We start from the raw sequence: 12,380 nt of genomic DNA, 5'->3' as shown, positions 1-12,380 counted from the left end.
TTCGGGGTGGCGAACAATGCATTAGGGGAGGATCATGGGGTACCGGTCAAAGATCATCGCACTCATGTCGGGCGCCAGCCTTGCGGCTCTGGCCGCGCCGGCCTTCGCTCAAGCTGCGGATCCTGCCGCAGAGGCTGCCGTCGAGGAGGTCGTCGTCACCGGCAGCCGCATTGCGCGCACCACCTTCGAGACGCCGACGCCGGTCACGGCCGTCACCGAACAGCAACTCGAAGCGAAGGCCGCCTCGACGGTCGTCGAACTGCTGCGGGACGTCCCGGCCCTGCGGCCGAACCAGATCCAGGGCGGCGGGCGCAGCATCGGCGTCAGCAATTTCAACATGCGTTCACTGGGCGCCTCACGGACGCTGGTCCTCCTCGACGGCCAGCGGTTGATGGACACCAGCCCGGTGGGCGGCTTCGACGTCAACGTGATCCCCGCGCCGCTGATCTCGCGCGTCGAGATCGTGACCGCCGGCGCCTCCTCGGTCTACGGCTCGGACGCCGTCACGGGCGTCGTCAACGTCATCCTCTCGAACAACCTCGACGGCGGGAAAGCGGAGTTCCAGTACGGCATTTCCTCGCGCGGCGACCAGGAGACGGTGACCGCCAGCCTCGCGCTGGGCGACACCTTCCACGAGGACCGCGGCCGCTTCCTGTTCGCGGCCTCCTACACCGACCGGCCGGAGATCCTCTACCAGGGCGCCCCGTGGGTGGGGCGACGACGGCGTCACCCTGATCCCCAACGCCGCCTACACGGCCACCAACGGCCAGTACCGGCAACTCATCGTGCCGGGCGTGACCCTGTCGCGGATGACCATGGGCGGGGTGATCACCACCACCAACCCGGCGGTCCGCAACATCCAGTTCGGCCCCAACGGCCAGCAGAGCCTGTTCCAGCAGGGGACCAACGTGGGCACCGTCTGGATGCAGGGCGGCGCGGGCCTGATGACCCAGCCCGACTTCGGCGTGATCATCCCCTCGGTCAGCCAGCAGAGCGCGTTCGGCCGGGTGACCTACGACATCACCCCGGACATCGAGGCGCGGATCGACCTGCTGGCGTCCCGGTCGCGCGGGGAATCGACGAACAACTTCAACTATAACAACGGCGACATCACCGTCCGGCGCGACAACGCCTACCTGCCGGCAAACATCCTGGCCCTGATGGTCGCCAACAACCTGCAGACCATCAGCGTCGGCCGCCTGAACCCCGAGACGGGGATCAACTACAACACCTCCAAGAACCACTACTACCGCCTGGCCGGCGGCCTTACGGGCTCGTTCCTGGACGGCTGGACCTGGGACGTCGGCGCCAACTACACCTATGCGCTGGCCGAGAACTACGGCGAGGACAACCGCATCCAGGCCAACTGGGCGCTGGCCCTCGACCCCGTGCGCGCGCCGGACGGGCGCATCGTCTGCCGCTCGACGCTGACCAACCCGAACAACGGCTGCCAGCCCGCCAACATCTTCGGCGAGGGCGCGCTCTCCCAGGCGGTGGTCGACTATGTGACCGGCACCTCGTTCCAGCGGGCCTTCTCGCGCAGCATCAACGTCAACGCCAACGTCACCGGCGAGCTCGGCGCCACCTGGGCCGGACCGATCAAGGTCGCCAGCGGCGTGGAGTTCCGGAAGGACAGCACGAACCAGAAGTCGGACCCGATCTCCGACATCAACGGCTGGCGACAGGGGACGTTCGCGTCCTACCGCGGCGAGGTGAAGGTCTGGGAAGTCTACGGCGAGGCGAGCCTGCCATTGGCGCGCGACGCGGCCTTTGCCGAGAGCATCGACCTGGATCTCGCGGCGCGGTTCGTGGACTATTCGACCAGCGGGTCCACGGACGTGTGGAAGGCCGGCCTGAACTGGGCGTTCAACCGCCACGTCCGTCTGCGCAGCACCTACTCCAAGGACTTCCGCGCGCCGAAGCTGGACGACCTGTTCTCGGCCTCCTCCCTGCGCGCCGGGACCACGGTCATCGATCCGACCACCAACCGGACGGCGAACATCAACACGCTTGCCGGCGGCAACCCGGACCTGAAACCGGAGGTGGCCCACACCTTCACCGCCGGCGTCGTCCTCCAGCCGTCGTTCGCGCCCCGACTGCAGTTCTCGGCGGACTATTTCGACATCGAGCTGAAGGACGCCATCACGGTTCCGAGCGCCCAGCAGGTGGTGGACCGCTGCTTCGCCGGCGACCAGACCTTCTGCGCCGGCGTCACGCGCGACGCCTCGGGCCAGATCACCCAGGTGCAGGTGACGTCGTTCAACACCCAGGTCCTGAAGACCCGCGGGTTCGATTTCGAAGGCTCCTACAGCCTGCCGCTGGACAGCTTCCAGGACACCTGGGGCGGCGACCTGACGTTCCGGGTCGTGGCCACCTATGTCGACCGCCTGCTGACCTCCACCGGCGAGACCACCGTGGATACAGCCGGCCAGTTGCAGGGCGGTTTCGCCACCCCGCATTGGCGCGGCGTCGGCACGATCATGTACGCGAACGGCCCGCTCAATCTCCGCGCCCTGTTCAACTACGTGGGCTCGGGCAAGTACGACAACAACTACGGTCCGCTTGACATCAGCAAGAACGACTATCCGGCGTACCTCTATACCGACCTCACGGCTCAGTACGACGTCACGGAGAGCACCCAGGTCTACGCCAAGGTCGAGAACCTGTTCGACAAGGACCCGCCGCTGATCGCCAACGGGACGATCACCATCGCCTCGTCGTCGGGCTCGAACTTCTACGACCTTCGGGGCCGCTTCTTCGGCTTCGGCGTCCGTTACCGCTGGTAGTTCCCCCGGAATGGGCGGCGGCCCCGCGGCCGCCGCCCGACTTTTTACGTCGCGCGCGTGGAGTTTGAGATGAAGGTCGGCTTCGTCGGAACGGGCATCATGGGACGCCCAATGGCCGGCCATCTGCAGGCGGGGGGCCACGAACTGCTGCTTGTCACCCACCGATCCCCGGCCCCCGAGGAGCTGGTGTCGGCGGGGGCGACGGTCTGCGGCTCGCGGACGGACCTGGCGGCGGGGTCCGACATCGTGATCCTGATGCTGCCGGACACGCCCGACGTGGAGTCTGCGCTCTTCGGACCGGACGGGGTGGCGGCGGGCCTGAAGCCCGGGACCACCGTCGTCGACATGAGTTCGATCGATCCGATCGAGACCCGCGCCTTCGCCGGGAAGGTGCAGGCGCTGGGCTGCGACTACGTGGACGCGCCGGTGTCCGGGGGCGAGGTGGGCGCCAAGGCCGCCAGCCTCACCATCATGTGCGGCGCGTCGGAGGCCGCCTTCGAGCGCGTGCGTCCGCTGTTCGAGCTGATGGGCAAGAACATCACGCGCGTCGGCGAGGTGGGCGCAGGCCAAGTGGCCAAGGTCGCCAACCAGATCATCGTCGCCCTCAACATCGAGGCGGTGGCGGAGGCGCTGGTCTTCGCCGCCAAGGCCGGCGCCGATCCCGCCAAGGTGCGCGAGGCGCTGATGGGCGGCTTCGCCGCGTCGCGGGTGCTGGAGGTGCACGGTGAGCGGATGATCAGGCGCACCTTCAATCCGGGCTTCCGGATCGGGCTGCACCAGAAGGATCTCGGCCTGGCGCTGGGCAGCGCGAAGGCGCTCGGCCTCGCCCTGCCCAACACCGCCATGGCCCAGCAGCTGTTCAGCGCCTGCGTGGCGCGGGGCGGCCAGGACTGGGATCATTCGGCCATGGTCCGCGCCCTCGAGGCGCTGGCCGACACGGAAATCGCCAGCCCGGCCGCCTGAGGCGGGCCAATCATAACTGAAAAGAGGAGGAGCAGGGGTGAGCGACCAGGAGACGAACGGATCGGCGACGCGGCGCGGCATGCTGCAGGCGATCTCGGCCGCGGGCCTCGTGATGACCCTGCCGTCGGCGGCGTCGGCGCAGCGCCGGCGCAGGAGCGGCGCACCGGTGAACCGCTGGTGGGAGAAGGATTACCGGATCGTCCAGACCAACCTTCGCGAGATCGACGTCCTGCAGGATCCGAGGCAGATCTCGCGCGACGTAAAGGCGTTCGGGGGGACCGCCATCGTCTCGAACATCGGCGGCATCGTGGCCTTCTATCCGACGAAGCTCGAGTACCAGTACAAGAACCCCTACCTGAAGAACGACTTCGTCGCCGAAAGCATCAAGGCCGCCCACGCCGAGGGCCTGGTCTATCTCGGCCGCTTCGACACCTCGAAGGCGCTCAAGCCGGTCTATGACGCCCATCCGGATTGGTTCGTCGTCAACCGCACCGGCGGCCCGACGGAATACGCCGGCACCTACCAGGCCTGCCCGAGCGGCCCGTGGCTGCAGGACTATGCGCTGAAGATGCTGCGCGAGGCGCTGACCGTCTACAAGCCCGACGGGGTCTTCTTCAACGGCGTGGGCTTCGGCCAGAACGACTACTGGGGCCGCAATCTCGGCAGCTGTGTCTGCAACAACTGCAAGACCCGCTTCCGCGAGATGTACGGCCTGGAGCTCCCGAAGGTGGAGGGCTTCGCCGACCCCAGCTGGCGCCAGTACCTGGAATTCCAGGAGCGCGTGGTGGGCGACATCTACAAGCGCATGTATGCGCTCGCCGACGAACTGATCCCCGGCGTGCCGATCTTCCGGGGCGACGACTACACCTATGTCGGCCGCAGCGAGCTGCAGCGGCGCGTGCGCCGTCCGGCGCCGGAGTGGCCCTACCAGGGGGGGCGAGCAGGCGCGCAGCGCCCTGGCCCGCAATCCCGGCAAGCCGTTCTCCTCCACCTCGACGGCGCACATGGACTACCCCTGGCGGCAGGTGAAGGAGACCGCCGACTACCACATCCTCCGCTTCGCCCAGCAGCTCGGCAACGGCGCGCGGCTCGACCTCTACTGCATGGGGACGCTGGCGGATCAGAACGAGCGGACCTACCTCACGCCGGTCTCGAACCTCTTCAAGTGGGAGGCGGCGAACACCGCCCACTACGAGAAGACCGCGCCCAACGCCCGCATCGGTCTCTGGGATACGGAAGCCGCCCAGAAGTTCTCCGCAGCGACGCCCTGGGGCAGTTACCGCGCCGGTTCGATCCGGGGCGCCTACGCGGCCCTGATCGACACCAGGATCCCGTTCCGTTCGGTGAATGGCGAGCGGGTGACGGAGGGCGTGACGAAGCTCTCGGATTTCGACGTCATCCTGGCGCCGCACGCCCTGTGCATCTCCGACGCCGAAGCGGCGGCGCTGGACAGGTTCGTGTCCGAGGGCGGCCTGCTGATCGCGTCCGGGATGACGGCCGGCTTCGATCCGGTCGGCCGGCCGCGCGCCACCGTGCCGCTCGCGTCCTTCCCGCTCGAGGCCTATGGCGAGCCGCAGAAGGCCGAGGGCTGGACGCTCGACCCCTCGCGCGGACCGTTCAATTTCACCACCAACCGCGTGCCGATCGACGCCTACTACTTCGGCGGCCGACTGCGCGCCGACGTCACCGACCTCGCGCCCTTCGCACCGGACCAGCGCTGGGGTCCGCCGGAGTTCAGCTACGTGATCCCGGGGACCAAGCCGCTGACCATCCCCGGCGTCGCCGTCCGCGCGCATGGCAAGGGCCACGCGGTGCACATCCCCTGGCTGAACGAATGGCAATACAATCGCGACACCATGCCGATGCACCAGCAGCTGATCGCGGCGCTGATCGAGAAGTACGCTCCGGCCCAACCCTATGTCCTGAGCGGCCGCGGCCCGGTGGAGCTCACATCGCTCAGGAGCGGCGACCGCAACGTCCTCCTGCACGTGATCAACTACGCCGGCCAGCGGAACGGCCGCTACGATACCCCGCCGGATCTGCACGGGCTGAAGATCGGGGTGAAGGGCGGCTTCGGGAGCGCGCGGTCGCTGGTCAGCGGCCAGGCGCTGCAGGCAGCGCCGGGGGGATGGCGGGCGCACCTGGATCGCCCTGCCGCCGCTGGGCGCGTTCGATGCGATCCTTCTCCAGGCGTAGGGCTGCGCGCGGTCAGAAGTCCTTTCCATGCCCGCGAGCTGGTCCAGCAGACTCGCTCGCGGGCCGTGGGATGCGCTAAGCTGCGCGACGCCCCCGTGACCCCACACGACAGATTCCGCACCCGATGAGCACCTCCTCGATCCGCCCCGCCAAGCTGGCGGACGCCATCGCCGACCATATCCAGCAGATGATCCTCGAAGGTCTGCTGCAGCCTGGCGAGCGGCTCCTGTCCGAGCGGGAGCTGTCGGCGAAGCTCGACGTCTCACGGCCCTCGCTGCGCGAGGCCCTCGACAAGCTCATCGACCAGGGACTGCTGACCACCAACGCCCAGGGGGTGGCGCACGTCAGCGAGAACGTGGGGCGCAGCCTGCGCGATCCGCTGGTCCAGCTCATGGACACGCCCGAGGCGCGCTTCGACGTGCTGGAGCTGCGCTCCATCATGGAGGCCGCCGCCGCCGGTTTCGCCGCCGAGCGGGCGTCCGAGGTCGATCGCGAGGTGATCACCGAGCGCTTCAAGGCGATGGTCGCGGCACACGACGAGGGCGACGTCGACAGCATCGCCAAAACCGACGCCGAGTTCCACCTGGCCATCTACGAGGCCAGCCACAACCTGATGATGCTGCACTTCATGCGCAGCCTGGAGGGCTTCCTCCGCTCGAATGTCTACCTCAACCGCAAGAACCTGTTCGAGCACCGGCCGATGAAGGAATCCCAGCTCAGCGAGCACCGGGCAATCTTCGAGGCGATCATGGACCGCGATCCCGAGCGGGCGCGGGATGCGGCGCGCACCCACATGACCACCGCCATGCAGACCCAGCGGGAAATCTACGAGGCCGAACGCCGGCTCGAGGCTTCGATCCGGCGGCTGTCGCGCAGCGATCTCGTCGCCGAGCGTAAGGTCCGGGCGGCCGGCTAACGCGCCGCGACCGGCAGGGCTGGCGCAAAGCCGAAAAGGCGCTCAATCTTCCTTGCAGGGAGGAATGGGATGGCGGCGCAACCGTCATCTGGACGTCGCGAAGCCGTGACGCCGTTGACATGCGGCCAACCTAAGGACCCTCCCGACAACGAGACGGGGGTCCAATGAGAATCGATCGTAAGGCGGCCAGTCCGCTGGCGCTGGCCATCGCCATGGCCTGGGGAACCGCGGCCGCGGCCCAGACGGACGGCGCGGTTGAGGAGCTGGTGGTCACGGGCCAGCGCCTGTCCCAGCAGCGGGCCATCGAGACCAAGCGCGAAGCGGTGACGGTGGTGGACGCCATCTCCGCCGACGAGATCGGCCGCCTGGCCGACAAGAACGTCGCCGAGAACGTGGAGCGCCTGCCGGGCGTGGGCCTGGCCTACGACCAGGGGGAGGGGCGCTACGTCTCGATCCGCGGTACGCCGTCGGCCCTGAACAACGTGACCCTCAACCACGTGGAGGTCGGCAACCCCGACGGCGACAGCCGCGCCCTGCCGCTCGACGTGGTCTCGGGTCAGCTCCTCGGCCGGGTCGAGGTGGTGAAGGCGGTCACGCCCGACTACGACGCCCAGGGGATCGGCGGCACCATCAACCTGGTCAGTCAGTCGCCCTTCGACTTCGGCAAGGACCGGATCGCCCGCGCTACGCTGCAGGTCGGCTACCAGGAATTCAACGACAAGACGCCGATCCAGGGCGACGCCACCGTCGGGGCGGTGTTCGGCGAGGGCCGCTTCGGCGTGCTCTTCGGGATCAACGGCTCGTCGCGGGACTACCGCTCGGACGGGCTCTACCCCGACGACTGGCGCACCGTCCCCGGGGTCGCGCGGGGCGGCCTGCCGACCAATATCAAATACACCAACTACCGCCTGAAGCGTGAGCGGATCGGGGCCGCCGGGACGTTGGAGTTCCGTCCGACCGACGACGACCGCCTGTACCTGCGCGGCCTCTATTCGAGGTTCACCGAGGACGAGTACCGCCAGCGCTGGCGCCTCGACTTCGCGGCCAACCTCGCGAACGTGACGCTCAATTCGGACGGGGCGACCGGCGTCGCGCGCAACGTGGACGCCCGCCAGGACCTGCGGCTGGAGTACAAGGAGAAGAGCATCTCCTCGTACTCGCTCGGCGGGGTGCACGAACGCGGCCCGTGGTCGGCGGAGTACGACCTCTCCTACGGCTACAACAAGCTCGTGGAGCCGAACGAGCTCTGGCAGTTCCGCCAGACCACGGCGAACCTGATCGTCGACTTCGACATGCGGCCGCTGCTTTACACGGCGGAGGCGCGCAACGCCTCGCCGGCCGGCCTCGGCTTCCGCCAGCACACCCGCCAGGACGAGAGCGGCGAGGAGACCAACATCGCCGGGCGCCTCGATCTGCGCCGCGAGCTCGATGTCGGCGTCGGCAGCTACCTGAAGTTAGGTGTGAAGGTCCGCGACACCGACAAGGCCTTCGACGGCCGGACCGACCAGTACGATCGCGCCGGCGCCGGGCCGAACCGGTTCACGCTCGCCGACTTCGGCCTGCAGGGGCCGGTCATGGAGGTGGACACCGGCGACTACGTCTACTTCAACCGCTACACGATCGACGCCGATGCGATCCGCGAGTTCACCGCCGCCAACATCAACGGGCCGCGGTTCGTCCGCAACACCGCCACCAGTCTCTCCAACGACACGCTCAACGACTACGACCTGAAGGAACGGGTCAGCGCCGGCTACGTCATGGCCGACGTGGACTTCGGCGGCTGGCGGCTGATCGGCGGCTGGCGGGTGGAGCACACCAGGACCGAGGTCGACGGCTTCCGCCTCAGCGGCTCGACGGTCACGCCGGTGGGCCGGGAGAGCACCTACACCACCTTCTTGCCCAACCTGCACCTCAGGTTCGAGCCGCGGGAGGACACGATCCTGCGCGCGGCCTACACGCGGACCCTCGGTCGCCCCCAGTATCCGCAGATGAAGCCGGGCGGCGCGCTGGTCTCCACCCCCCTCGACAACGGCACGTTCGAAGGCGAACTGGGCGAAGGCAACGTCGACCTCAAGCCCTACCTGTCGGACAACTTCGACCTGACGGCGGAGTGGTACTTCGCGCCGGGCGGCCTGCTGGCGGCGGGGGGCCTTCTGGAAGAAGATCCAGGATCCGATCTTCAGCTTCGAGGACACCCTGACCGGCGTGGTCATCGACGGCCGCACCTACTCGCGGCTCGAGTACACCCAGCCGCGCAACGCCGAGGAGGGCGAGATCAAGGGGATCGAGCTGCAGTACCAGCAGCAGTTCACCTTCCTGCCGGGCTTCTGGAGCGGCTTCGGCGTCTCGGCCAACGCCACCTTCACCGACTCCAGCCTGACCGTGCCGGGGCGCGGCGAGCTGCCGTTCCCGGCCCAGTCCAACCTGCTCTACGGCGGCCAGGTCTTCTACCAGGCCGGCCGGCTGGAGGCCGCGCTCTCCTGGCACCACACGGGCAAGGCGGTGCAGGGGCTCGGGGCCAACGCCGACGCCGACACCTTCGACGACGACTACGAGCGCCTGGACGCCAAGGCGAGCTACCAGCTCACCGAGAACCTCGAGGTCTTCATCGACCTGCAGAACCTCAACGACGAGGTGCTGCGCGAGTACCAGGGCGGGCGCCGCGACTGGCTGACCAACTACGAGCACTACGGCCGGACTTACTACCTGGGCGTCGCTGCGCGATGGTAGGCGCATGAGCCTGATCCGCCGCCAGCTCCTCGTCCGCGCCGCCGGCCTTGCCGGCGCCCGCGCTCCTGCCCGGAGCCTGGACGCCCGCGCTTGCCCAGGCGCGGCTCGCCGAGGACCCGTTCACGCTCGGCGTGGCCTCGGGCGATCCAATGCCGGATGGCGTGGTCCTGTGGACCCGGCTCGCGCCGAGGCCGCTGCAGGCCGACGGCGGTCTCGCGCCGGCCCCGGTCGCTGTCCGCTGGGAGGTCGCCGAGGACGAGGGCTTCCGCCGGATCGTGCGGTCGGGCGAGGCCCTGGCGGTCTCCGAGGCCGGGCATTCGGTGCATGTGGAGGTCGAGGGCCTGCGGCCCGACCGCGGCTACTGGTACCGCTTCACCGCCGGCGGCCACCGCAGCCCGGTGGGCCGCACGCGCACAGCGCCGCTGGCCGGAGCGGACGTCGGCAGGCTCCGGATCGCCTACGGGTCCTGCCAGAAGTATGAGGCCGGATTCTGGACCGCCTACGACCAGATGGTCGAGGACGATCCCGACCTGATCCTCTTCCTCGGCGACTACATCTACGAGCAGTCGCCGACCGACCGGGCGTGCGCCGCCACGCCAATCCGGAGCCGAAGGACCTCGCCGGCTACCGGGTGCGCCACGCCTCCTACAAGGCCGACCCGAAGCTGCAGAAGGCGCACGCCGCCGCGCCCTGGATCGTGACCTGGGACGACCACGAGGTGGTCAACGACTACAGCGGCGAGCAGGACCGGCCGGACAACGACCGCGCGGCCTTCATCCGTAGACGGGCCGCCGCCTACCAAGCCTATTACGAGCACATGCCCCTGCGCCGCCGCTCGAAGCCGGTGGGGCCGGACATGCTGCTCTACCGCAGCCTCGACTGGGGGAACCTCGCCCAGATCCAGGTGCTGGACACGCGGCAGGACCGGCCGCTCCGGACCTGCGATGCGCTGGCCGACGCCAAGTGGATACCGGACTGCCCGGAGCGCTCGGCCGAGGGCCGCTCCCTGCTCGGCGACGTCCAGGAGCGCTGGCTCCTCGAGACGTTGGGCGCAAGCCGCGCCCGCTGGAACCTGCTCGCCCAGCAATATGTGATGGGCGAGGTGATGCGCCCTATGCCGGCCGGCATCCGTTACTCCAATGATGGCTGGGGCGGATACGCCCAGACGCGCCGGCGCGTGGTGGAGCGCTGGCGCGACGCCAAGGTGTCGAATCCGGTGGTGCTGGGCGGCGACATCCACAGTTTCATCGCCGGCGACCTTGGGCTGGAGCCCGGCAGGACGATAGCCACCGAGTTCGTCGGCGGTTCGATCAGCTCGCTCGGCACGCCGAACAAGGACCTCCAGGCCCTGATGACCGTGAATCCCAACCTGAAGTTCGCCGACGGCGAGCGCCGCGGCTACGGCCTGGTGGAGATCACGCCGAAGGGGGCGGACATCCGCTTCCGCGGCGTGGAGAACGCCCTTGTGCCGGAGAGCGCCGTGGCGGACGTCGTCCGCTTCCATGTCGAGGATGGCAAGGCGGGCGTTCAGCGTGCGTAAGGCGTTGCTTGCGCTCTTCGCGGCCCTCGCCGGGGCCGCCCAGGCCCAGACGCCGCCGCCAGCTCTGCCGGTCCTGCAGTCCGAGGTCATCCGCCGCTACAAGGCGCCCGAAGCCACCCAGGGCGTGGCGGTGGACGCGAAGCACTTCTACGCCGTCGCGAACTCGCGCATCGCCAAGTACGACAAGGCGACCGGCGAGAAGGTCGGCGAGTGGGCGGGCGAGCGTGCGCGCTTCCCGCACATCAATTCCTGCGAGGTGATCGGGAAAGAGCTCGTCTGTGCGGCGTCCAACTACCCGCAGGTCCCGATGTCGAGCTCGGTGGAGATCTTCGACCCGGGAAAGATGGTCCATCTGCGCACCGTCTCGCTGGGCCAGCAGATCGGCTCCCTCACCTGGGTCGACCGCAAGGACGGTGTCTGGTGGGCGACCTTCGCCAACTACGAGCCGCGTCCCGACGGGCAGCCAGGCCGCGGCGAACCGGGCCGCGGCAGCGTCTACACCCAGTTCGTGCAGTTCGACGACCAGTGGCGGAGGATGCAGGGCTGGTCGTTCCCCGAGACGGTCCTGGAACGCTTTCGGCCGATGAGTTCGTCGGGCGGCGGCTGGGGGCCAGACGGCCGGCTCTACATCACCGGCCACGACCATCCCGAGCTCTACGTCCTGGCCCTGCCGGCGGGGGCTCGAAGCTCGACCACCTGGCCACCATCGAGGTCGCGATCGAGGGCCAGGCCATCGCCTTCGACAAGAGCCAGCCCGGGGTTGTGTTCGGCATCAGCCGACCGAACCGCGAAGTCGTGGTGATGCGGCTGCCCGCCGTCCCCTGACGCTCAGGCGGGCGTCGCTGCGCCCCACTCGTTCCAGCCGGCCCAGCGCGGGGTCTTCGGCAGGTACATGGTCTCGACGCCCTCAAGCCGGAAGCCGGCCGCGGCGATCGCCTTCGAGACCGGCCGCGAGAGATGGCAGCCGCCCGCGATGCGCTTCCACACCGGCTCGATCCGCCGCTGCCATTTCACCACGTCAGGGTCCGGCGCGAGGCCATGCTCACAGAACAGGAACCGGCCGCCCGGCTTCAGCACCCGGCGCGCCTCGGCGAGCGCCGCCATCGGCGTGCAGACCGAGCAGAGGGTGAAGGTGCAGACCACGGTGTCGAAGCTGCCGTCCTCGAAGGGCAGGGCTTCGGCGGTCCCGTCCTCCACGCGCACGGCCAGCCCCGGGGGCGCTCCGCGGCCTCGGCCCGGGCGCGCAGTT

At 68.9% G+C, this 12,380-nt stretch carries 8 protein-coding genes and 3 pseudogenes; 10 read left to right on the top strand and 1 reads right to left on the bottom strand.

From position 1 onward, the window contains the following. Positions 1-34 precede the first annotated feature (34 nt). From LRS04_RS01640 to LRS04_RS01595, 10 genes and pseudogenes are all read left to right on the top strand, one after another. Positions 35-1,099: a TonB-dependent siderophore receptor gene (locus LRS04_RS01640; protein WP_257814853.1), complete on the top strand. Its 1,065-nt coding sequence runs from the start codon at positions 35-37 to the stop codon at positions 1,097-1,099. Beyond that, on the top strand, positions 1,008-2,786 hold the full coding sequence (locus LRS04_RS01635; RefSeq protein WP_257818909.1) for a TonB-dependent receptor domain-containing protein: 1,779 nt from the start codon (positions 1,008-1,010) through the stop codon (positions 2,784-2,786). Before LRS04_RS01640 ends, LRS04_RS01635 begins: the two co-directional genes overlap by 92 nt. Before the next feature lie 69 nt (positions 2,787-2,855). Next, positions 2,856-3,749 (top strand): 2-hydroxy-3-oxopropionate reductase, encoded by an 894-nt coding sequence (locus LRS04_RS01630; RefSeq protein WP_257814852.1) that lies wholly within the window; start codon positions 2,856-2,858, stop codon positions 3,747-3,749. 79 nt (positions 3,750-3,828) lie between these two features. Beyond that, positions 3,829-4,308: pseudogene (locus LRS04_RS27465) on the top strand (hypothetical protein); the annotation flags it as partial. Between the two features lie 445 nt (positions 4,309-4,753). Then, positions 4,754-6,073: a hypothetical protein gene (locus LRS04_RS01620; protein ID WP_257814850.1), complete on the top strand. Its 1,320-nt coding sequence runs from the start codon at positions 4,754-4,756 to the stop codon at positions 6,071-6,073. Next, complete coding sequence (locus LRS04_RS01615; RefSeq protein ID WP_257814849.1) at positions 6,070-6,861, top strand: FCD domain-containing protein; 792 nt, start codon at positions 6,070-6,072, stop codon at positions 6,859-6,861. The genes LRS04_RS01620 and LRS04_RS01615 overlap by 4 nt, the downstream gene beginning before the upstream one ends. 164 nt (positions 6,862-7,025) lie before the next feature. Next, positions 7,026-8,996: pseudogene (locus LRS04_RS01610) on the top strand (TonB-dependent receptor); the annotation flags it as partial. Between the two features lie 70 nt (positions 8,997-9,066). Next, complete coding sequence (locus LRS04_RS27460) at positions 9,067-9,591, top strand: TonB-dependent receptor domain-containing protein (protein WP_374577073.1); 525 nt, start codon at positions 9,067-9,069, stop codon at positions 9,589-9,591. A 149-nt stretch (positions 9,592-9,740) separates the two neighbouring features. Then, positions 9,741-11,131 (top strand): annotated as a pseudogene (locus LRS04_RS01600) (alkaline phosphatase). Next, positions 11,124-11,933 carry a hypothetical protein gene (locus LRS04_RS01595; protein ID WP_257814845.1) on the top strand — a complete coding sequence of 270 codons (810 nt, stop codon included), beginning with the start codon at positions 11,124-11,126 and terminating at the stop codon, positions 11,931-11,933. Before LRS04_RS01600 ends, LRS04_RS01595 begins: the two are co-directional and overlap by 8 nt. A 26-nt stretch (positions 11,934-11,959) precedes the next feature. Here LRS04_RS01595 and LRS04_RS01590 read toward each other — a convergent pair whose 3' ends face one another. Further along, positions 11,960-12,334 carry a class I SAM-dependent methyltransferase gene (locus tag LRS04_RS01590; protein WP_257814844.1) on the bottom strand — a complete coding sequence of 125 codons (375 nt, stop codon included), beginning with the start codon at positions 12,332-12,334 and terminating at the stop codon, positions 11,960-11,962. Between the last annotated feature and the right edge of the window lie 46 nt (positions 12,335-12,380).

The organism is Phenylobacterium sp. J367, from assembly GCF_024699985.1.
Classification (GTDB): domain Bacteria; phylum Pseudomonadota; class Alphaproteobacteria; order Caulobacterales; family Caulobacteraceae; genus Phenylobacterium.
This window is presented reverse-complemented; position numbering and strand designations above follow the sequence as displayed.